Annotated in this window: 17 protein-coding genes and 1 CRISPR repeat array; of the genes, 7 read left to right on the top strand and 10 right to left on the bottom strand. The window is 68.4% G+C overall.

All coding sequences use genetic code 11. The annotated features are described in order from the left end of the window. Positions 1-118: 118 nt before the first annotated feature. Positions 119-1,132: a thiamine pyrophosphate-dependent dehydrogenase E1 component subunit alpha gene (locus DSY14_RS12330; protein ID WP_374224006.1), complete on the top strand. Its 1,014-nt coding sequence runs from the start codon at positions 119-121 to the stop codon at positions 1,130-1,132. 653 nt (positions 1,133-1,785) lie between these two features. Here DSY14_RS12330 and DSY14_RS12325 read toward each other — a convergent pair. The 3 genes from DSY14_RS12325 to DSY14_RS12315 all read right to left on the bottom strand — a co-directional run bounded on the left by DSY14_RS12325 (position 1,786) and on the right by DSY14_RS12315 (position 5,571). Further along, on the bottom strand, positions 1,786-2,652 hold the full coding sequence (locus DSY14_RS12325) for a hypothetical protein (protein ID WP_211716658.1): 867 nt from the start codon (positions 2,650-2,652) through the stop codon (positions 1,786-1,788). Positions 2,653-3,350: 698 nt separating this feature from the next. Further along, positions 3,351-4,589, bottom strand: a complete 1,239-nt coding sequence (gene kynU / locus DSY14_RS12320) for a kynureninase (RefSeq protein WP_211716657.1) — start codon at positions 4,587-4,589, stop codon at positions 3,351-3,353. Between the two features lie 70 nt (positions 4,590-4,659). Next, positions 4,660-5,571 carry a tryptophan 2,3-dioxygenase gene (locus tag DSY14_RS12315; protein ID WP_211716656.1) on the bottom strand — a complete coding sequence of 304 codons (912 nt, stop codon included), beginning with the start codon at positions 5,569-5,571 and terminating at the stop codon, positions 4,660-4,662. Between the two features lie 202 nt (positions 5,572-5,773). On the opposite strand from DSY14_RS12315, the gene DSY14_RS12310 reads away from it, so the two are divergent. Then, complete coding sequence (locus tag DSY14_RS12310; RefSeq protein ID WP_211716655.1) at positions 5,774-6,241, top strand: Lrp/AsnC family transcriptional regulator; 468 nt, start codon at positions 5,774-5,776, stop codon at positions 6,239-6,241. After that, positions 6,238-6,519, top strand: a complete 282-nt coding sequence (locus tag DSY14_RS12305) for a DUF4031 domain-containing protein (RefSeq protein WP_211716654.1) — start codon at positions 6,238-6,240, stop codon at positions 6,517-6,519. Before DSY14_RS12310 ends, DSY14_RS12305 begins: the two co-directional genes overlap by 4 nt. Before the next feature lie 39 nt (positions 6,520-6,558). Here DSY14_RS12305 and DSY14_RS12300 read toward each other — a convergent pair whose 3' ends face one another. Beyond that, positions 6,559-7,245, bottom strand: coding sequence for a metal-dependent phosphohydrolase (locus DSY14_RS12300; RefSeq protein ID WP_211716653.1), 687 nt, complete (start codon positions 7,243-7,245; stop codon positions 6,559-6,561). A 451-nt stretch (positions 7,246-7,696) separates the two neighbouring features. On the opposite strand from DSY14_RS12300, the gene DSY14_RS12295 reads away from it, so the two are divergent. Continuing rightward, a complete protein-coding gene (locus DSY14_RS12295; RefSeq protein ID WP_211716652.1) occupies positions 7,697-8,953 on the top strand; it encodes an MFS transporter in 1,257 nt (418 codons plus the stop codon). A gap of 85 nt (positions 8,954-9,038) precedes the next feature. Here DSY14_RS12295 and DSY14_RS12290 read toward each other — a convergent pair whose 3' ends face one another. After that, a complete protein-coding gene (locus DSY14_RS12290; RefSeq protein ID WP_211716651.1) occupies positions 9,039-9,809 on the bottom strand; it encodes a DeoR/GlpR family DNA-binding transcription regulator in 771 nt (256 codons plus the stop codon). A 231-nt stretch (positions 9,810-10,040) separates the two neighbouring features. Between DSY14_RS12290 and DSY14_RS12285 the strand changes: the two genes are divergently transcribed. Further along, on the top strand, positions 10,041-10,817 hold the full coding sequence (locus DSY14_RS12285) for a glycerophosphodiester phosphodiesterase (RefSeq protein WP_211716650.1): 777 nt from the start codon (positions 10,041-10,043) through the stop codon (positions 10,815-10,817). A 219-nt stretch (positions 10,818-11,036) separates the two neighbouring features. After that, positions 11,037-11,657 carry a TetR/AcrR family transcriptional regulator gene (locus DSY14_RS12280; protein ID WP_211716649.1) on the top strand — a complete coding sequence of 207 codons (621 nt, stop codon included), beginning with the start codon at positions 11,037-11,039 and terminating at the stop codon, positions 11,655-11,657. A gap of 22 nt (positions 11,658-11,679) precedes the next feature. Here the strand turns inward: DSY14_RS12280 and DSY14_RS12275 are convergent, their stop codons facing one another. After that, positions 11,680-13,551 (bottom strand): GDSL-type esterase/lipase family protein, encoded by a 1,872-nt coding sequence (locus tag DSY14_RS12275; RefSeq protein WP_211716648.1) that lies wholly within the window; start codon positions 13,549-13,551, stop codon positions 11,680-11,682. A gap of 1,591 nt (positions 13,552-15,142) precedes the next feature. On the opposite strand from DSY14_RS12275, the gene DSY14_RS12270 reads away from it, so the two are divergent. Beyond that, on the top strand, positions 15,143-15,745 hold the full coding sequence (locus tag DSY14_RS12270) for a DUF2637 domain-containing protein (protein ID WP_307851199.1): 603 nt from the start codon (positions 15,143-15,145) through the stop codon (positions 15,743-15,745). Between the two features lie 593 nt (positions 15,746-16,338). Beyond that, positions 16,339-17,480: direct repeats of the CRISPR family, unit length 30 nt; unit sequence GTTGCTACCCCTCGTAGGGGCGATGAGGAC. A 132-nt stretch (positions 17,481-17,612) separates the two neighbouring features. Here the strand turns inward: DSY14_RS12270 and cas2 are convergent. From cas2 to cas3, 4 genes are all read right to left on the bottom strand, one after another. Further along, positions 17,613-17,876: a CRISPR-associated endonuclease Cas2 gene (gene cas2 / locus DSY14_RS12265; protein WP_211716647.1), complete on the bottom strand. Its 264-nt coding sequence runs from the start codon at positions 17,874-17,876 to the stop codon at positions 17,613-17,615. Positions 17,877-17,982: 106 nt separating this feature from the next. Next, positions 17,983-18,864, bottom strand: coding sequence for a CRISPR-associated endonuclease Cas1 (cas1, locus tag DSY14_RS12260; protein WP_249187759.1), 882 nt, complete (start codon positions 18,862-18,864; stop codon positions 17,983-17,985). After that, on the bottom strand, positions 18,864-19,361 hold the full coding sequence (locus DSY14_RS12255; RefSeq protein ID WP_211716646.1) for a CRISPR-associated protein Cas4: 498 nt from the start codon (positions 19,359-19,361) through the stop codon (positions 18,864-18,866). The genes cas1 and DSY14_RS12255 overlap by 1 nt, the downstream gene beginning before the upstream one ends. Further along, on the bottom strand, positions 19,358-21,015 hold a 1,658-nt coding region (gene cas3, locus DSY14_RS12250; RefSeq protein WP_211716645.1), incomplete at its 5' end, for a CRISPR-associated helicase Cas3'. The genes cas3 and DSY14_RS12255, both read right to left, overlap by 4 nt.

Below are 21,015 nucleotides of genomic sequence, written 5' to 3'. Positions count from 1 at the left end.
TTCGTCCAGCATCGGCCTGGAGGGATCGACAATATGGGGTGATTCGACTCATATTCAAGACATGAAGCACACCGATGAGCGAACTCGACCGGTTCCTCCTCCGCTCTCCCGGGAAACGGTGCGCCTCGTGGACCGGCACGGCCGCCGACGCGCGCACCCCTCGTTCGCCGTCCCCGACCCCGCCGTGCTCGCCGAACTCCACCGGGCGATGGTCATCGGACGTCGCTTCAACCAGCAGACCGGGGACCTGGCCCGGGCGGGGCGACTCGCGGTCCACCCGTCCTCGACGGGTCGGGAGGCCGCCCAGGTCGGCGGGGTTCTGGCCCTCCGGGCACAGGACTGGCTGTTCCCCGGCTACCGCGACGGCGTCGCCATGATCACGCACGGCGTGGACCCGCTGGAGACCCTCGCCCTCTTCCGCGGCGACCGGCGCTGCGGGTACGACCCGCACCGCCACCGGTGTGCTCCCCCGAGCACCCCGTTGGCCGCCAACGCCTCCCACGCGGTCGGCCTCACCTACGCCGCACGCACCAAGGGGCGCGACGTGGCCGCACTGGTCCTCATGGGCGACGGCACCACCGGTGAGGGCGACGTCCACGAGGCCTACGACTTCGCGGCCGTGTGGAACACCCCCGTGGTGTTCCTGGTGCAGACCGACCAACGGACGGCCGGGGTTCCCCCGCACGACGCCGGCCCGGCGCCCACCTCGACGCGCGCAACGGTGGGGAGTGACGTGCGCGGGTATCGCGTGGACGGCAACGACGCCGCCGCCGTGTACGCCGTGGTCGCCCGCGCCCTGGCCGAGGCACGCGCCGGGGAGGGCCCGGCGATCGTGGAGGCGCTCACCCACCGGGTGGACCGGCACACCGACGCCGACCTCTTCCAGCGACACCGGGACGACGGCGAGGCCGCCTACCGGGCCGAACGCGACCCACTGCTCCGCTCGGAGGCGCTCCTGCGCGGCGAGCGGATCGTCGACGACGGTGTCCTGGAGGCCTACGAGCGCGACGCCGCGCGGGTGACCGTCGCGGTCGACGACCGGCTCGCGGGCGAGGACGGACACGAGCCCTCGTCCTCGTCCCCCTCCCCCGACGCCCACGCCGAGGTCCGGCCCATGCCGGCGCGACGGTGAGGCGACCTCGTCCAGGGGGTTCCGGGGGCCTGAGGGCGCGCACCTCCCCCACCTGCGGACCGGCCTCGGGCACCGCCGTGCACCGGGCGCCGCACGACGCCGTGGCCGCCGAGACGTGCGGCGACCACGCACAGACCACCGTGCCGGGCGCACGGGAGACCCAGGACTCCGCGGGCGGCAACGGCGCCGCCGATCACAGCGCGGGTTCGGGGTCCTCCCGGTGGGCCACGGCACGGGAACGGGCACGCGGCCCTCACGCCGCGGTGCCCGCGGGGCGGGCGGGCCGTCCCGGTCGACGATGATCGACGGCCCGCCGCCGACCGCCCACGGACCGACACGGGTGACCTCTCCCCTGGTGGGACCACCGGCCCGTGCGCGCGGGGCCGACGTGACCGCCGCACGCGGCGCCGTGTGGGCGCGACCGGACCCGCGCCCGGACGTGGTGCGCCCGGGTCGGTCAGCGCGCGCGAAGGCGCGCGTCGTCACCGGACGCGGACACGACGCAGGGCCGCGGTCGATGACCGCGGCCCTGTGCATTCCACTCTCCGGCGAACCGATCCGGGGAGCCCTCGTTCCCCCGGCCAGGGGGAACTCCTGGCTGTGCGGACTCCCCGGGTCGTGGCCGACCCGAGCGGGTCCGGGGGTGGTTCTCGTTACTTGTCGTTGCCGCGCAGGCGGTCGAGGAACGAAGCGATCACGTGGCGACCGTTGCTCTGGCCCATCAGGCCCTTGCCGCTGTCGTCGGCGGCACCCGCGTGGACGCCGGAAGGACGGCGGAACCAGGCGAAGGCCAGCGCGATGAGGATCGCGGGGATGATGGCCAGGGTCAGCAGGCCCGCGGCCGACGGCATGCCCTCGGCGTTCATGAGGCCGGTGCCGGACAGGTCGTTGGCGGCGGTCTCGGCGGTGACGCCGGTGTCCTGCTGCTCGTCGTCGGAGGTCGCGGGAGCCTCGTCCTGCTCCTCCTGCTCCTCCTGCTCCTCCTGCTCGTCGGAGGCGTTCTGGGCGGCCTCCTCCTCGGCCTCCTCCTGGGCCTGCTCCTCCTCGTCCTCTTCCTCCTGGGGAAGGTGCTCCTCGGGGATCGGAGAGACGGCGTTCTCGCACTTGTTGCCGGGCTGGTCGAAGGGGTGCGGGGCACCCTCGGTGCCGTTGCCGTCGCCCCACTCGGTGATGAAGTACTCGACCTCGGCGTGACCGTTGCCGCCACTGACGAAGTAGGTCTCGTCGTCCCAGCTCTCGCCCATCATGTCGGCGAAGGTCTTGCCGTCGATGTCGAGGAGGACGTCGCAGTCGTTGGAGGGCACACCCGGGCCGCGGTCGCCGATGAAGAAGTCGTACTGCTCGCCCTCGAACTCGATGTAGCCCTTGGTACCCAGCGGCCAGCTCGGGCTGGAGAAGAGCCCCTTCTGCATGGGCTCGCCGCCTGCGGGCATGCCCGTGTCACCGTTGATGCCGGAACCGTCGTCCCAGAAGTAGGTAGCGGTGACTTCGCCGTACTGGATGGGAGTGTCGTTGCTCATGAAGTATCAGCCAGGTTGGTGACAGGGCCGAGGAGGCCGCCCATGAGGTGTCGGAGCACACGGGTGGGCAGGGTGCCGCACCCGGTGGGTGACGTCAGGTCATGGGGCTTCCCGCGTCGCCGTCGGCGAGGTGCGGGTGGGAACGGGGAACCGGATCGGTTCCGCCATGCAGCTGGCGCGTGGATTCGCGCGGCTGGTTCCTGGAGACGGAAAAGGCCTCTTCTTCCCTTCCGGCCTGTGGCCGGTCAAGGGCTCGGCACCGGCTCGTTAAAGGTCCATAACGAACCGGTCACGAAGGACACTAACCCAGGCTTCGGCAAAGTACCGAAGGATCTCGAGTAAAATGACGGTCCGCGCTTGGTCGATCACGAAATGAAGCGCCCCGACAAAAGCCGACGAATCACGAAAACCCCCTGCTCACAGGCGATGTCGATCCGATTCGAGGACGTTGGCGGGGCACGCGCGTGTCCCTCGTCATAAACCTCGCATGAGCCTCCGAACGGTCCCGAACCGGCCGCAGAGCCCCTATACGCGGCGGAAGGTCACGAAAGCCGAAGAAGGCCGTGGGGGTGCGGGGAGAACCGACAGGGTAAAGGCCGCGCAAGCCCGATACGGGCGGGGGTCAGGTCGAGGCGCCGGAGGTCCCCTGGACGCAAAGAACTCCCCGGTGGGTTGCCCACCGGGGAGTCGCCGTCGGATCAGGTCACCTGTGACCTTCGGCGGAAGCGCGCGGATCGCCACTCACCCGACTCCACGACCTCCACCAGGTGCGCGGCGGCGTCGTGGACGTCCACGTAGCGCAGGTACAGCGGGGTGAACCCGAAGCGCATGACGTCGGGTGCGCGGAAGTCACCGATCACCCCACGCTCGATCAGGGCCTGCACGATCGGATACCCGGCGCCCTCCTCGGGTTGCAGCAGGGCCACCTGGCTGCCGCGACGTTCGTGCGCGGCCGGTGTGATGGTGGCCAGTCCCACCGACGCGGCCCGGGACACGAACAGGTCGGTCATCGCCAGGCTCTTGGCCCGCACCAGCGCCATGTCGGCCTTGGCCCACACGTCCAACCCCGCCTCCAGCGCGGCGTCGGCCACCAGTGGCTGCGACCCGCTGAGGAAACGGGAGACCCCCGGGGAGGGCTCGTAGTCGGGGGTGAAGTCGAAGGGGCGGGCGTGACCGTGCCAGCCGCTCAGCGGCTGCTCGGCGACGGCGTGGTGGCGACGGGCGGCGTACAGGAACGCGGGGGCGCCGGGACCGCCGTTGAGGTACTTGTAGGTGCACCCCACGGCGAAGTCCACGTCCAGGCCGGACAGGTCGATGGGGACCGCGCCGACGCTGTGGCACAGGTCCCAGATCACGAGGGCGCCGTGCTCGTGGGCCAGGCGGGTGATGCCGGCCATGTCGCGCAGGACACCGCTGCGGTAGTCCACGTGGCTGAGCAACAGGACACCGATGTCACCCCGGGCCAGTTCCTCCGCCAGGGCGGGACCGTCGGGGTCCACGCGCCGCTGCTCCGCACCGGTCAGGGCGGCGGCGCCCTCGGTGACGTAGAGGTCCGTGGGGAAGTTGCCCGCCTCACCCAGCACCACCGTGCGGCCGGAGAGACGCAACGCCGCCACCAGGCACTTGAAGAGGTTGGCCGAGGTGCCGTCGCCGACGATGACCTCGTCGGGGTCGGCACCCACCAGCGGGGCGACCTTCGCGCCCAGAGTGCGCGGTTGGTCCCACCAACCGGCGTCGTTCCAACTGCGGATGAGGTCCTGACCCCACTCGCGTTCGATCATGTCGGCCACCCGGCCGGGGGTCGAGCGCGGCAGCGCGCCCAGCGAGTTCCCGTCCAGGTAGATCACCCCCTCGGGGAGGACGAACTCCTCGCGGAGGGCGGCGAGGGGGTCGGCCGCGTCCAGGGCGGCGCACTCCTCACGGGTGGTGGGTGTCATCGGGTCCCGCTTCCTACGTTCGGCCCGGGGGCCGGACTGCCTCGGTGGATCGGTTGGTGTGGGTCCGGCGTCAGACCGTGCCGCGCAGCGACCAGAGCTCGGGAAAGACGTCCTGCTCGGCGTTGCGGGCCAGCCACTTCAGTCCGTTGGACCCGCCACTGCCGGGCTTGCCCCCCATGGTGCGCTTGACCGCCATGAGATGCAGGTGACGCCACCGGGTCACCCGCTCGGCGACGTCCACCAGGGCCTCGGCCACCAGGAACAGGTCGTGGTCCGGACGGTCGTCCTCGTAGACCTTCAGCCAGGCGCGCTCCACCTCGGCGGAGGGTGCGTAGGCGACCGTCCAGTCCCGCTCGACGGCCGCGGCGGGGACCGGCAGACCACGGCGGTGCAGGAGGCGCAGCGCGGCGTCGTACAGGCCGGGGCGCTCCAGGATCTCGGTGAGCTCGGCGACCACACGGCCCATGGCCTTGTGCGGACGGACCATGGCCGCGGACTTGTTGCCGAGCAGGAATTCCAGCTTGCGGTAGCCGTAGGACTGGAAGCCCGAGGCCTCGCCGAAGGAGTCACGGAACCGGTTGAACTGGGTGGGGGTCATGTCCGTGAGAAGGCCCCAGGAGTGGTTGAGCACGTCCTGGGCGTTGCACGCGCTCCGGAGCCGGGCCAGGGCGGCGGGCACGTCGTCGGCCTCCAGGGCGTCCCGGGCCGCCTCCCACCGTTCCTGGACCAGGGTGAAGAGCAGCTCCATCACCTGGGTGGTGATGATGAACGCGGACTCGGCGGGTTCGTCGGTACGCGGGTGCTGAAGGTCCAGCAGGGTGTCGATGCCCGCGTAGTCGACGTAGGGCGTGTTGCGCTCGAAGGCCAGGGTGGGCGCTCCCCGGTCGCTCTCGGCCCTGCGGGCCCGGGCCGCCGCGGCGTCCTCCGCGCCGCTCTCGGCGGGTGCGTAGGGGCACTGTTGGGCGGACGTGGTGGAGAGCATCGTGACTACCCCTCGGGTACGGCGTGACTTCGGTGATCGCACACGCCGCGGCGCCTGCGGGATCGCCGCGCACGGCACCGTGTACGTGAGTTCACATGATCGGACATATCGTCCGAGCAAGGAAGGGTCGGCGCTACCGCAGATCGCCCCTGTGGCTTACATTCATTACGATAAACCGATATCCACCTTGGGAACACAAAGTATGGCCTCACGATCTGCCACCCCTTTGGACGGCGTCGACCAGCGGATCCTCGGTGAGCTCCAGCGGGACGGGCGGCTGTCGTTCAACGCACTGTCCCGCAGGGTCAACCTCTCGGCTCCGGCGGTCGCCGACCGGGTCCGCCGGCTCACCGACCGCGGGGTCATCACCGGCTACCACGCCCACGTCGACCCGGCCGCCGCCGGACTCCCGGTGACCGCCCTGGTGCGCATGGAGTGCTTCGGGACCCACTGCCTGCTCCGCGAACAGTCCTCCCTGGGACTGCCCGAGATCCTCCAGGTCCACCGGGTCACCGGCGACGCCTGCTGCTTCCTGCTCGTCGCGGTGCGCTCCATGGAGCACTTCGAGGAGGTCATCGACCGGCTCGCCGCACACGGCCGTCCGTCCAGCACGATGGTCATGTCCAGTCCGGTGCCCTGGCGCGCGGTGACCGCCCCGGAGGCGCCGTGAGCGTCCTGGTCGACACACCGGTCTGGCCCGGCCCGCGCGGTCTGTTGTTCGCGCACCTGGTCAGCGACCACTCCTTCGAGGAACTGCACGCGTTCGCCCAGAGGCTCGGCGTACCGCGGCGCGCCTTCGAGCGGGACCACTACGACATACCGGAGCATCTGCACGCCCGCGCGGTGGCCTTGGGGGCCGCGCACGTCAGCGGGCGCGAACTGGTCGTCCGTCTGCGCGCCTCCGGTCTGCGCCGACCCAAACACGCGGGCTTCCCGAGGAACGCCTGAGGAGAGGCACCCCTCCGAGGCGAGCGACCACGGGGCGTCTCACACCCGGGGGGAGCCGCGTTCCAGGCGGTCCACCTCGGCGAGCATGTTGGTCCGCGCCCGCGGTTCCCACTGGTCCCGGCCGAAGTCGGTGTGGAACAGGTGCGGCTCGTCCAACAAAGAGCGCAGCACCCGCAGCCGACCGGCGCGGAACACCTTGTCGGGGATGTGCCGGTACTCGGCCCGCACCGCGGAGGTGTAGGCCAGGTACTCGTCCGGCCCGGCCCCCAGGGTCGACAGGTCGGCGTCGCAGAGCACCGCCCCGTTGAGGTCCCAGGGCTCCGGGCGGTGGCTCTTCGTCAGTCGCACCAGACGCGCGACCTCCGCGACCAGTGCCGCGTCGGCCTCCAGGAGTTCCAGCAGTCGGACCGACAGCTGTGCGCTGTCCTCCTCGTCCTCGCCCGGGCGCCCCTCGTAGACCGCGTCGTGGAACCAGACCGCGTAGCGCACGGCGTCGACGTCACGGGCCCGTTCCTGCAGGATGTCGACGGCGCGCAGGGTGCCCCACAGGTGGGCGAGCGTGTGGTGGCGGCGATGCGGTTCGCTCCATCGCCCCAGGAGTTCCTCACCCACCGCCCTCGCCTCGAACCCGTCGCCCGCGAGCCGCCGCCAGGCCGCGGCGAGCAGGACGACGTCCTCCACGTCGAACGGGCGAAAGCGGTCGGATCGGCCCTCGAAGCTCCCCATGGGAACAGTGTTCCCGAAGCTCCCCGTCCCGCACCCTCCGCGAGGGGGTCGGTCGGGATCGGGCGCCCACCGGCCCGGCCCCGGGACGGGCACCACGGCCTGAAAGCGGTTCGCCGGCCCCGATCGCGGGAGGACGGCGCTCACGTGATCCTCGACGGCGCCCTCGGACGGAGGCGGCCGGGTGCGCCGCCACCATCCGGCGCGCGGCCCGCCCGTCGCCTCGGCCACCCCGCGACGTCCGGATCGCTCTCCAGGACGGTGCGCGCCCCGGCGCGGATCGTCGGTGCGTCATCGGCGAACATCACCCTGATCACGTGACTCCCCTGCCGGGATCACGTGTCGCGGAAGGCATCCCATGGCCGCGGTCGTACGGGCTCCGTCCATCGATCCGCACGCCGGTGGACCTATCATGGGATGGTTTGCGGCCGAGGGCGAGACAGAACGAGGTCGGATGTCACCACTACAGACCCTGCGGCGCATGCATCGGATCGCGGGCCTGCCCCTACTGCTCGCCACCTTCCTGGCCCGGCTCCCCGTCTCGATGACCCTGATCGGGCTCCTCACCCTCGTCACCGTCACGACCGGCAGCGTCGCCGCCGCCGGTCTGGTCTCGGGCGCCTTCGCCCTCGGGGAGGCCGTGGGCGGGCCCGTCATCGCCCGCTTCGCGGACCGGTACGGACAACGTCTGCCCGTCCTCGTCACCGCGCTGACGGACACGGTCCTCATCGGCGTGCTCGTCGCCGCCGTGGCCGCCGACGCGTCCCTACCGGTCCTGATCGTGCTCGCCGCGGCCGGTGGCCTGTGCCTGCCCCAGATCGGACCCATGGCCCGCACCCGGTGGGTGCTTCTGATCCGCGAGGGGCCCGAGCGCGGTCTGGAGCGCGAGCGGTCGGTGTCGGCCGCCATGTCGGTGGAGGGCGTGCTGGACGAGGCCTCCTTCGTCCTCGGCCCGGCACTCGTGGGTGTGCTCACGCTGACCCTGTCCCCCACCGCGAGCGTCATCGGCGCGGCCGTGCTGTTGGGCGTGTTCGCCACCGTGTTCGCGCTCCACCCCACGGCCCCGACCGGCAGTGTCCCCACCGCCGGGGACGGCGCCCGCCTCGTCCGCCCGGCGCTGTTGGTCCTGACCGTCCCCATGTTCTGCCAGGGCCTGTTCTTCGGCGGCATGTCCACGGGGGTGACCGCCTTCGCCGACCACGCGGGACACGGCGACCTGTCCGGCCTCATGTACGCGGTGATGGGCACCAGCAGCGCCGTGGCCGGACTCATGATGGCCTCGTTGCCGGTGGCGTTCTCCCTGACCGCGCGGACCCGGGTGGCCGCGGGCGGGCTGGCCCTGCTCACCCTGCCCCTCTACCTGGACCACGGCCCCGCCACGCTCGCCCTGACGATCCTGCTGCTCGGCGTCGCGATCGGACCCCACATCGTGAGCCTCTTCGGGCTGATCGAACGGGCCGCGCCGCCCGACCGGCTCTCGCAGGCGATGGCCATCGTTCTGAGCAGCCTCATCCTGGGCCAGGCGCTGGGGTCCATGGTCGCCGGCTCCCTGGCCGACACCTTCGGCCACCAGGGCGCCTTCGCGTTGGCCACCGCGGGCGGCGTCCTCTCGCTCGCGATGACCACCCTGGTGATGCGGGGGCGTTGGTACGCCCGCCGCGACGAGGAGAACCGACCGGAAGAGTCCCTGGAACCCGTGGCGGGCCCCTGAGCGGTGCCGCGTACGCACGACCGCCGACAGTGTCGGGCACGGTGCGGGGGCGTCCCCCGAACGGCGACGTCCCCTCGGCCCCCTTCTACTGACTGGGCACGATCTCCACGCGGATGTCGCGTTCGGCGAGCTCCTCGGAGGCCGTGCGCGGCAGGCGGTCATCGGTGATGATGAGGTCGAACTCCTCCAGGCGGGCCACCCGGAACGTGCCGAACTTGCCGTACTTGGTGCTGTCCACCACCAGCACGCTCTTGGAGGCGATCCGCAGCAGTTCCTGCTTGGCGATCACCTTGGCCTCGGAGGGGGTCGTGGAGCCGCGGTCGACGTCCCAGGAGCTGCTCGCGATGAACGCGAGGTCCACGTTCACCTGACGCAGGAAGTCCGCCGTGAACTGGCCGACCGAGGAGTGGTCCGAGTGCGAGACCACGCCACCGGTGTGGATCAACTCGATGCCCGGGTACTCCATGAGGTGGCCGACGACGTTGAAGTCGCTGGTGATGACGGTCAGCCCCACCTTGTCGGTGAGCAACGGCACCATCTGCAGGGTGGTGGTACCGGCGTCCAGGTAGATGGTGAAGTTCTCCCGGACCAGGTCCGCGGCGGCGCGCGAGATGGCGCGCTTGGCGGGCACCTCCAGTTGGGCCTTGGCCAGATACGAGGGTTCGCTCTTGAGCCGGGCGGCCAGCCGTACACCACCGGTGACCGACAGGACCTTGCCGTCGTTCTCCAGAGCCTGGATGTCACGGCGCACGGTCATATGGGACACGGACAGCATCGACGTGAGCTCGTTGATACTCAGCACGTGGCGCTCCTGAAGGAGCTTGAGGATGTGCTCTCGTCGCTGGTCCGGAATCATGTTCGCCTCACACTCGGGGGCCTGTCTGAGGGCGCCGTGCGGTCACGACACCCGGTAACAAAGTTTCCCAGCTCCTCGCCACCGGAACGATCCGACTCGACGTGAGACCGCTCGCAATCAGGGCCGTGCCGGGCCTCACGACCGAGGTCACGACCGCGACCGGGACGGCCTTGGTGGGCGTTTTTCCTGTTTGCACCACGTACGGCGCGGGACTTTGCGACCCTTGGACACATGACGTTGTCCATCGCACTGCGCGGAGACACCGCACGCCACCCGGGGAACACCCTCCCCGCCCTGCGTTCAGCCTTGCGCGCCGGGGTCGACCTGGTCAAGATCGACGTCCACCTGACCTCGGACGGATACCCCGTCCTGGTGGACGAACGCGTCGTGGCCGTCCCGGGTTCCCCGCCCCGCCAGGTAGGCGAACTGACCCTCGCCGAACTCGCCGCCGCCCGCGACGACGTGGAACGGCGCGTACCGACGATGATGGAGGTCCTGGCCGAGTTCTGCGGCGGTGACGCCTCCCCCCTGCTGATCGACGCGCTCTCACCCGAGACGGCGCTGGCCGCCGACACGGTCCTGCGCGAGCACGGCTTCGCCGACCAGGCCCTCTTCACCGGTCCGGTGGAGGTGCTCCGGACCCTGCGTGAGCGTCGCCCGGGCGCGCGGATCATGCTGGCCTGGGACCAGCCGGGGCCGCCTCCGCAGGATCTGGTGCACGCTTTGCGGCCCGCGTTCCTGGGCACCCATTACAGCCTCTTGGACCGGGAAACGGTCGGCGAAATACACCGTTTCGGTTATCGCGTGGTCGCCTGGACCGTCAACGATTTCCCCGAGATGGCACGCCTCATAGGAATGGGCGTGGACGCTCTGGCCACCGAACGTGTGGAGGATCTGGTGTCGTTGACCACCGGCCGCGCCCAGGCTCCGACGATCCCCCCGGAATCCGCGTCCGGGCACCTCGCTGGACTCGCCCCGGTGGCCGCGGAAGGGGACCGGGTCTCCTGACGAGCCACACGTGACAGAGGCGGAAGAAGGGATCCACACCGACAAAGAAAGACACAAAAAGGGCACATAAAAAACGTCAACCGGAACATGATCACCACACGCCTCATGTTCTCGACATTCTCCGTCGAGTTCCGTCGTTCTACGCTTTTCGTCATCCCCTTGTCGATATCCTTGACGTCCTCCCCTGACGGCGCACAACGACCGATGAGATAACCAGCAATGACGGCAGACCTCTCCCCTCACGCGCTGCGCACGACGGCACCCGTCCTGGACTGCGCCGCGCGCCTGTTCTCCGAACACGGTTCCCGAGGCATGCCCATGTCCGCCCTGACCCACCGGATCGCCGCCGAGACCGACACCGACGCCGCCCTCCTGCGGCGTGCCTTCCCGACCCGCTTCGACCTCACCTACGCGGTGGTGCTGCGCGCCACCCGAGAACGGGTCCGTAGCCGGGCCACCGCCGACGACCCACGGGCGCCCGCGACCGAACGCATGGCCGAGCTCGTCCGCGGACACGTCGCCGACGGGTGGAGACACCGCACCGCGATCGCGCTCGGCCAGGAGCTCCTGCCCACGCTGCGCGCCATCGACCCCGCACGACACCGCGAGATCGCGGGGTTACAACGCGCCTTCCGCGAACACGTGCGGGAGATCATCATCGCCGGCGTCACCGAGGGCCACTTCACGGTCGACGACACCGGCAAGGCCGCCGACAAGGTCCTGGAGACCTTCGACTCGCTCCTGCACTGGTACGACCCGGAGGCGGGCCTCAGCCTGCAGGACCTGGGCGGGGTCTACGTCGACCTGGTCATCCACCACCAACTCGGGTGCCCCCGCTGATCCGGCCCGGTGTGCCCGCCGCTCACACTCCGAGCAGCTCGTCCAGGTCCACCGACTCGGCGATCGCACGCAGCCCCTCGTCGTTGGGGTGCAGGAAGTCGCCGGAGTCGAACTCCGGCCGCAACCGCGTCGGGTCGACCGGATCGCGCACGACCGCGTCGAAGTCCCACACCCCGGCGAAGATCGACTCGGGGTCCTGGGCTTCTTCCCGCAGGTGGGCGTTGACCCGATGACGCTGCTCCTCCACCGCCGGCGTACAGCGCGCCGACCCGCCACAGGGCACCAACGTCCCCGCGAACACGCGCACGTCGTGTTCCTCCGCCGTACGCGCCAACCGGTGCAGGCCCGCGATGACCTCCTCGGAGGAGGCCCCCCACCGGAGGTCGTTGATTCCGGCGAACACGACCACGGTCCCCACACCGCTCTGGGAGAACACGTCGCGCTGGGCCCGGTGCAGCATGCTCACACCGTTGGCGTACGTCGACACCCCTTCGCCCGGGTAACCGTCGGCCGCCACCCGATTGCCCGCCACACCCAGGTTCAGCACGCCCGGGTGGGGCAGGTCCTCCCTCGCGTGCAGTCGGTCGCTGAGCACGTCCGGCCAACGGGCGTGCGCGTCCCTGGTCGAGCGGATGCCGTCCGTGATGGAGTCACCGAACGTCACCACCGCGCCGGGCCCGTCCATCACGTCGATCCCGGTGAGGAAGGGCCACTGGTCCACCACACCCGTGTAGGGCTCACCGGAGCGGTCCAGGGTCTGGTCCCCACTGCCCGGAGCACTGGTGTGATTGGTGTCCACGGACGCGAAGTGGATGGGCGCCGCCGTCACCCGCTCGGGCAGGTGGAAACTGACCAGGACCTCGGTCTGCGGCGGCAGGGCCAGCTCCACCGGATCGCTGAACAGGCGCCCGCCCGCCGGGATGATCCCGCCCGGAGCCCCGTCGAAGGTCAGGGGAACGGCGGCCCCACGCGTACTCGGCCCCTCGTCGCGCAGAGCGATCGACGCCGACCCGATGGTGACCGGTCGCGCCGCGAAGGTGTTGTCCAACCGGATTCGCACCTTCGGCCCACCGGTGGTCGACCGCACCGCCAGCCGCAACGTCTGGTCCTCCCAGGGCCCCACCTCCGCGTACCCGGAGGTGGCGCGCGCCCACGTGCCCGTCCAGTCCTGCACGGCGGATCGCCCGCCCACGGAGAACACGCGCAGGTCGGCCTGCTGGTCGGTGACCGTGGGCAGGACCACGCGGTCGACCTCCCGGCCCGGATCCACGAGGATCGTGCGCGCGTACAGGCGCACCGATCCGATGGCGTCACGACCGAACCCGGTCGCGGAGTTGGCGTAGGGCAGGGTCAGGGCCGCGTCACCGGCGGGGCCGGCCGCCCAGTCCGGGACGACCAGGTCGAAGTCGCGCTCGCCGCCGTCGGTGTAGATCACCTTGCCCACGCCCCGGACGTCGGCTCCGGTGCCGTCGGTGCGCGTCCCGGTGGCCAGGAAGGTCACGGAGCGCATCCGGGCGGGCAGCACATCGAGGTCCAGGTGCTGGCCATCGGCGACCACGTGATCGGGGCGCCCCTCGCCGTAGGCGGGCAGCCGCAGCGGCGTGTCCAGGAGCGTGACCTCACCACCGGGGAGCCAGCCGGCCGCCTCCAGCGTGCGCGCGGAGAGGCTGTTACCGGCCCCGTCGAGGTCGCCGCCGTCGGAGACGCCGTCCTGGGAGATGCCGGTGTGATCCAGCAGCTCGGCCAGCGGCGCGGCCGTCCGATCCGCGTTCTCGTCCAAGGGTCGGAGCGTCGCGTCATGGGTGCCCTCGGGGTGGAGCGCGGTCACCAGGAACGTGCCCACCACCACGGCGGCGAGCAGACGAAGGGCGCGTGCCGGTCTCCGTCGGCCCATCCCCGTTCGCGTCGCTCGACCTCCGTCCACCACACGCTCTCCCCCGGATACACGATGTCCATCCATTATTCCGACGATCCCCGCCGGACGTTGGTTGCTGAGACCTGGGCCACGTCCGGGCCCGGACCGGCGGCCAGTGTAGGGGAGATACGCCGGTTCGCCCCGACTCCACGGCGCGGCCACTGCATCCGCCTCACCCGACCGAGCCGACGACTCCGCTCCCCACCACCATGCACCGGAATGGGAGGAACCCGACCCTTATGCCCCACCGGGGATTTATGTCCGCATTCCGCAGCGGTGCTCATGATTCCCGACGCGGGACACAGGACGACTTCGCGGACTTGCGCACCGGAGAACGTCAACGTGTATCGCCGCTGGCCTGTATCCGCAGGTCGGCGGCGCTTTTTGTGCGTTGGGGAGGGGTAGGCCGGGCAGGACTCGAACCCGCGACCCAGGGATTATGAGTCCTCAGACCGAGCCCCAGCCACACCTGCCCTGACCAGTGCCTCAGCAACCTCAACGTATCCACGTCCGCAAGCTTCAACGTGTATTCACCGTACGAGGTCGTGGCTGCACCCTAGAACAGCTCTGGAGCGATCACAAACCCCATCGCCAGCCAGCGGGGGCGGCTTCTTTCCCGCCTTTCAAGAGCAGGAAGACCAGCCCTCCGCAGACTCCACCACCCAGTGGCAGCGCCACTGAGCCCCTGCGGCGAAGGAGAGCCTGACAACGGGAGCACTTGCTCGGCCAGTCAGCCGCCGCCATGGCCATCGCGGGGCACTGCTCGGTCGGAAGTACCAGAGCAACCAGAACCAGGAGCGGGCGAACTGTCCGTTTTTCGCCAACTTGCAGATATGGCCCCTACCAGGTCGCATTCTCGCAAGTCATCGAGACTGCTCCCCGCGCAGGCGGGGATGAGCCCGGCCGATCGCACAGGGGGCAGGGGATCCAGAACTGCTCCCCGCGCAGGCGGGGATGAGCCCCGGGTGATCAGGCCACCGACGATCACCATGATCTGCTCCCCGCGCACGCGGGGGTGAGCCCCGCTTCCGGTCCGCCATGGCGAATGCGTCCCCCTGCTTCCGACACACACGGAGGAACCCGTCAACTACAGGTGATGCAGACATCATCGCAGTTCAGAAGATTCGCACTGGGCACTCGATAGCCCTCGGTTCCGCGCATGGTCCGAGTCTTAGGTGTCAATCCTCACGCGGCCCCCTGGGCTCATAGCCCAGCGTTTCAGTGAGTCTGGTTACTACCGCCGGCAGCTGCAGCACTTGGTTGTCGGAGGATGCGCGCAAGCTCATCCCAGGAACCCTCGATCCCCACTTGGAACTCGCGCTTCACGTAACCCACAGAACCCCTCAGCATCGCTGCAGGTTGGTTACACGCGAGCGCTCCGCCGTGTTAGCTGCCGTCCCCGGCTGACCAGCATGTTCAGGCCGGTCCATGCCGCCTCACCTTGAAGTGAAGCCACACCGGGGCAGCGTTCTCTGCTTCCACAACCCCCCGTGTTGGTTGAACCACTCTGGAGATCATCGTCACGACTACCCCGCCAGGACTCCTTGCCCTTGGAGTACAGGAAGGTGAGGTGACCCTGGAAGCTAGCGACGACAGAGAAGAGAACGCGACCGATCGACTGATCAGGGGAACGACCAAGCTCGTCGTTTGTTGCGTCGCGCTAATCGCGGCGGTTGTTTCCTACCGCCACGCTTATGCGGTGGTCACCGAATACGGTGAGAGCGGCATCACTGCGATCATGATCCCCTTGACCATCGATGGCCTGGTGTACGCCGCGTCAATGGTCATCCTCCACTCCGCCCGCGTAGGAATAAAAGCTCCTTGGCTGGCTTGGCTCCTGCTGTGGGTAGGGATCACCGCCACCCTGGCCGCCAATATCGCGCATGGTTGGCAGAACGGAGTCGTAGGCTCCATCGTGGCGGCTTGGCCAGCCGTAGCGCTGGTGGGGTGCTACGAAATGCTCATGTGGTTGGTGCGATCGAACGCTTACCGAAGACCGGAATCTGATTCTGGAACCAACGATGTCGATCAACAAGCGATCCATGCCTACCAGGAGAGCGTGCGAATCGGTAGCCCACTTTCCGAAAGAAGGCTTGCCGAGCGGTTCGGCAAGTCACGCAGATGGGCTCGCGCCATCATGGAGAAATCAGCTAATGAGGAGGACGATAAGTAACAATTTGACCCAGATTACTCTCGTGCCCGACTGAGAACAACGCTGGAACCTGATGCCCGGTGGGTGGCACGGTCATGGCACGAGGTGGACCACTCACCGGGCACGCCCCCACCCCATCGGATGGTGCTCGTACGCAGTCGCGAGGTTCAAGCACTAGCAGGCCAAGGGCTTGGACCGATCCGGTACACCTTTGCTCAAGAGTGGTCCACGTCGCGCATGCCAAGGGTGGCAGAGGCATCACCTGGAGTAGATCAATACTCAGGGAGCACGGCAGACAGCGAGTTGGGCATGGAACCTGACCAGAGGCGGTGGCTTCTGCGTTTGGGGCGGCATGAGACCAGGATTCCTGCCGATGCGGCCTCTGGTCGGAACGGTGCCAACGCTCCTGACAAGCGACCCGATGCCGAACCGATCAGACACTTCGGTTGGCACGTGCCCTAGGGATGTTCAGAGGGGCACCGGTCTCAGAGTCTTCGGTGACATGGCAGTCGATACCGAACACCTCGCGGGCCATCGCGCTGTGACGACCTCGGGCGGGTCGCCGTAGGCGGTGAGGAGCACGGCCGGCCTGTCAGTCTGGCCGCCGCGCACAGGTTGCTGCCCTTCGCAGGGGCGATGAGGACTGGGTCGCGGGACGCCTCAGAGCTCACCACCCCGTAGTGTTGCTACCCCTCGTAGAGGAAATGAGGACGTAGTGCGAGGCGGCGTTGAAGGCCAGCCCAAGTGGTTGCTACCCCTCGTAGGGGCGATGAGGACGTTCGCCTTTCCAGGCGTCCTCTTCCCCACCTCTTGTTGCTACCCCTCGTAGGGGCGATGAGGACGATGTCGTCGCGGGCCTCGGCGTCCAGTGCGCTCTGTTGCTACCCCTCGTAGGGGCGATGAGGACATCGAGCAAGGATCCCTGATGCGCAACATCATGATGTTGCTACCCCTCGTAGGGGCGATGAGGACCTCGGCGGAGGGCGGCGCGTGGACCTGGCCCTGATGTTGCTACCCCTCGTAGGGGCGATGAGGACGCCGGAGGCTGGGAGCGCTACGCCACCATGCCCATGTTGCTACCCCTCGTAGGGGCGATGAGGACGTCCACCAGCCCGAGGACACCACCACGGTCATCGTGTTGCTACCCCTCGTAGGGGCGATGAGGACGGCTCGTCTCAGCCGGGCACAGGGCCGTCGCTGAGCTGTTGCTACCCCTCGTAGGGGCGATGAGGACCATGGTCAGGGCGGGGTGGCCCTGGTAGAGGACGGGTTGCTACCCCTCGTAGGGGCGATGAGGACGCAGGTCCGGGATGGGCGTCCGTGTCGACCTCGCCGATTGCTACCCCTCGTAGGGGCGATGAGGACTGATGAAGGCGGGGTGGCGACCTTGTGGCCTTTTTGTTGCTACCCCTCGTAGGGGCGATGAGGACAGGGGTCGGGGCCGGACCAGCCGATCGGCCGGTACGGTTGCTACCCCTCGTAGGGGCGATGAGGACCAGCATGTGGTGACGTACCCGAGCATGGCGGAGTTGTTGCTACCCCTCGTAGGGGCGATGAGGACGCACTGGTCGCCGCCCCGGTCGTTGGCGAACTCGACGTTGCTACCCCTCGTAGGGGCGATGAGGACGGTGACAGTCAGGGGACATCCGGCATGTCCCCTAGTTGCTACCCCTCGTAGGGGCGATGAGGACCACACCGGCCCGTGGGCGGCCGTGGTGCTCACCAGGTTGCTACCCCTCGTAGGGGCGATGAGGACCCGACGGTAAAGTCGCAGGTCCCAGGTTTACAGCGAAGCCCTTGTGGCCGTATTTTTCAGCGACCCTCCGGTGGTGCAGCGCAGCCCGGTGTGTCGCTGAAAAGCGGCCCCCAAGTACCATCGTCGTCTCCTTCACAGGATATCGCTCGGCTCCGGTTTGGTGATCCCCCACGCCAGGCGCTGTGGGACAGAACCTGGCGGAAACGTGTAGACGAGAACGTGATCGTACCCGTCATCGATGACGTCCTTGACTGCCCGTTCGAAGCGTTTGAGCTGAGCCATACTCAACTGCCCCTCGAAGACGCTGCGCTGCACGTGGTGCAGGTACATCCGGCAGGTCCGAAGGATCTGCGGGTTGCGTTCTACGGCGGTGTCGTAGACGACCACAACGTGCACGGCCGGTTCACCACCAGATCCGGAAGGGCTTGTAGGTTTCGTGTTCCAGGCAGGCCCGGGTCACCTTGAGAGCCTCCAGGTACAGAAGTTCGTCGTAGGCGACCGATCATTTGAGCTCGCGGTGGTTGACTGTGGTAGCGAACTCATCGCGCACTGCGGCAACGACCAGTTTGCGCCCTGCGTCACTGAGCATGGCCTGGTTGGAGTCGACGTCGAAGTGGTGCGGTTTGAGCTGATGGCGCGTGGCCATGCGCAGTAGCAACCGTTCGGAGAACATCGGCTTGAACATCTCGGCCAGATCCAGGGCCAATGAGTGGCGTTGGCGTTCCATCGTGCTGTGCAAGAACGCGATTCCTGTGTGAAGCGGTGTCAGACGCAGAGCGGTCACGGTGCGGGCATAAACGATGCCGTTGACGTAACTGATAAAGGCATTTCCGGCGTTTTTTGGTGGGCGCCGGCTGCGTCCGTGCAGTTGCAGCCAATCTGGGAGTTTGGTGTCCAGAACCTCCCAGGCCGAGCGACGGAAGTTACCTTCGATGCCCATGAGCGAAGCCGTGTCGGGAGCTGATTCAGCATTGTTCTTCAACACGGTGTAGGAAGCTTTGAGTAAGTTCCGGTCGATGATGCGGCGCACGTTGAAGGCGGTGGCGCGCACGATGTCGCGGGCGATAGGCATCGCCCGCTCAGGGGCGGTGGCCAAGGACACCTGGGCGATGACGGTTTCTCCGGAGGTTGCGGTGTCGGCGGCGGTCAATGATCCGGTGTAGTCGCCGTAGTAGCTCAGCAGATGCACGTTGATGTGGTGCTGGTTGAGCAGGCTCATCACGGAGGTGTTGACGTCGACGGGTTTGCAGGCGATGAGGTCGCGTACATCGGTGATGGGGATACGCACGTGTTCGCCATGGTCGCGTTCGATGAGCAGGGACTGGTCTTTGCGTCGGATACGGCAGCTGGTGGTGAGCCAGTAGGTGCGGGCTGCGGTGGGCATCACTGGCTCCAGCAGTAGTCGAAGTAGCTACAGCCTCGGCATCGGGTTCGGGTCAGCCGGGGCGGTGGGAGGGGTTGGGCGACGGTGGTGCGCACCTGGGAGATGTCGGCACGAGCTCGTTCGTCCCAGCCGGGTTCGTAGGGCAGGCGTTGCGTGCGTCGGGTCCTGGGGTAGCGCAGGACCGCACCTTGGGCGTCGACACCGAGAAGGCGGAGGCGGTAGCAGTAGTGGATGGCCTGGGCTTCGTCGGCGGGGCTGGGGCGCGATGAGGATTTGGTCTCGTGTACCCACAGGTTGCCGTCGAGGTCGTCCAGGCGTGCTGAGCCCAGATCTATGGGATGGGCGCGACGGTAGGAGGTGTCGTGGACGGCTTCGCCGAGTTGAACGGTGGCGCTGGTGGCCTCGGGGCGGAATCCGCGGGCGAACAGCCACAGCTGGCGGGGACAGTGGTGGAGGTACTTGATGTGTACCCCGCCCACATCTTGTTCGGAGATCACAGGAGCACCCCTGGCTGGTAGGCGTGGGCGCTGGCGCTGCCGGGCGGGTGGATGGCCATCAGACCGCGGTCCGGTCCGTATTCGGCGTCGATGACCAGAACGTTGAGGGAGCGGTCCCAGGTGCCCAGCGCTCGTGCGTAGTGCGGGAGCGGGATGAGGTACTGGGAGGCCAGCAACTTGCCGGTGCCGGGTTTCTCTCCGGGTGCGGTGTCGTGCAGGGCGTCTCTGTAGGCCTGCCGGTCTGTGGCCAGGATGCCTTCCACACCGTCGAACATCTCGTCGAAGGCCTTAGACAGTTGGGTGGTGTCGTTGAGGGGTTCGTGGAAGCCCAGGAACTGGTCGCGGAAGATCTCCCGCGAGGTGTCGGCATGGTCTTGCCACCGGTCGCCCCAGGGGCTGGTGTAGATCTCGTTGAGCCAGGTGGTGAACAGGTGTTCGTCGAGTTCGCGGCCTTGGTGACGGGTCAGGATGTCCCAGCTCAGGTGGGTGGGTTCGGCGTCGTAGACCTTGTCGGCGAAGTCGGGGCCGGTCCTGCCTCTGGGGGCGTAGTGGGGTTGGTGGACGATGACCGGTGCCGGGTGATTGAGGGCTCCGATGCGGTTGATACGGCCGAAGCGCTGCAGGAGCGCTTCCAAGGGTGCGGCGGAGGTGTGCAGGATGTCGAAGTCCACGTTCAAGGACACCTCGACCACCTGGGTGGCTACCAGCAGCCCCGGCTGGCGAGGCGTGATTCGGGTGCCGAAGCGGTCTTGGATGGCCTTTTCGATGCGGCTACGATCGCCGGTCTTGAAGCGTGAGTGCAACAGCAGGGCCGCGTCCTCACCGTGGAGTTCTCGGGCGAGCGGGGCGAGCCGGTCGTACAGGTGCCAGGCGTCGGCGACGTTGTTGGCGATGACCGCCACGCTGTGTCCTGCGCGCAGTGAAGTGGCCATCTCTTCGATGCTGGCCGAATCGGTGAGGTGTTGCTCGCGTAGGTGTAGGCGATGGCGGCGGGGCCAGATGTAGTCGGTGTCGGGTTCAACCAGTTCCACTTTGTGGTCTTGGCCCAGGGCGGTGCGAATGGTGTCCAGGAGACGGTCGGGCAGGGTCGCGGAGAGCACACCGATACGGCCGCCCAGGCTAGCCCACAGCCCCATCATCGCCAGGATCATGCCTAGGCGGCGGGGTTCGTAGGCGTGGAGTTCGTCGAAGACGAACGTGGAGTTGGTGGTGTCGATGAGGGTGGCGGCGTGTGCGGTGCCACCCAGGGCTCCGCGGAGGAGTTGGTAGGGGGTGGTGACGCGGACGAGTTCGCGGAACAGGCGGCTGGCGTTGGCTTGGGCGAGGGCGCGGGAGGCACGGTGCCTCTCGGCTTGGGCCGGGTCTGTTGGGGTGGTGTCGCAGGTGGCGTTGGCCAGGTAGAAGCTGGCGGCACGGGAGTGGACGACGCCGACCTGGTCTTGTCCCAGGTCGGTGCGTAGGCGGGTGGCCATGGCGTTGATGGAGGCCAGATAGGGCAGGGCGTAGAAGAGGCGGGGTGTGCCCGCCGTGTGGGCGCTGGTGTGGTGTGTGTGGGTGGTGGCCCACAGCAGGGCGGCTTCGGTTTTGCCCTTCCCGGTGGGGGCGCGCAGCACCATGTGGGTGGTGGTGGCGTGGGCCCGTTCTTGGTGGGGGT

The sequence above is a fragment of the Nocardiopsis sp. MG754419 genome, from assembly GCF_018207095.1.
Lineage (GTDB): Bacteria > Actinomycetota > Actinomycetes > Streptosporangiales > Streptosporangiaceae > Nocardiopsis.
Note: the sequence above shows the minus strand (reverse complement) of the source record. Positions and strands in the feature narration are given on the sequence as shown.

Excerpts from the sequence above, each read along its gene's own strand:
- DSY14_RS12325 (WP_211716658.1), bottom strand. The coding sequence starts at position 2,652 with ATGAGCAACGACACTCCCATCCAGTACGGCGAAGTCACCGCTACCTAC.
- kynU (WP_211716657.1), bottom strand. The coding sequence starts at position 4,589 with ATGACACCCACCACCCGTGAGGAGTGCGCCGCCCTGGACGCGGCCGAC.
- DSY14_RS12315 (WP_211716656.1), bottom strand. The coding sequence starts at position 5,571 with ATGCTCTCCACCACGTCCGCCCAACAGTGCCCCTACGCACCCGCCGAG.
- DSY14_RS12310 (WP_211716655.1), top strand. The coding sequence starts at position 5,774 with ATGGCCTCACGATCTGCCACCCCTTTGGACGGCGTCGACCAGCGGATC.
- DSY14_RS12300 (WP_211716653.1), bottom strand. The coding sequence starts at position 7,245 with ATGGGGAGCTTCGAGGGCCGATCCGACCGCTTTCGCCCGTTCGACGTG.
- DSY14_RS12295 (WP_211716652.1), top strand. The coding sequence starts at position 7,697 with ATGTCACCACTACAGACCCTGCGGCGCATGCATCGGATCGCGGGCCTG.
- DSY14_RS12290 (WP_211716651.1), bottom strand. The coding sequence starts at position 9,809 with ATGATTCCGGACCAGCGACGAGAGCACATCCTCAAGCTCCTTCAGGAG.
- DSY14_RS12285 (WP_211716650.1), top strand. The coding sequence starts at position 10,041 with ATGACGTTGTCCATCGCACTGCGCGGAGACACCGCACGCCACCCGGGG.
- DSY14_RS12280 (WP_211716649.1), top strand. The coding sequence starts at position 11,037 with ATGACGGCAGACCTCTCCCCTCACGCGCTGCGCACGACGGCACCCGTC.
- DSY14_RS12275 (WP_211716648.1), bottom strand. The coding sequence starts at position 13,551 with ATGGGCCGACGGAGACCGGCACGCGCCCTTCGTCTGCTCGCCGCCGTG.
- cas1 (WP_249187759.1), bottom strand. The coding sequence starts at position 18,864 with ATGCCCACCGCAGCCCGCACCTACTGGCTCACCACCAGCTGCCGTATC.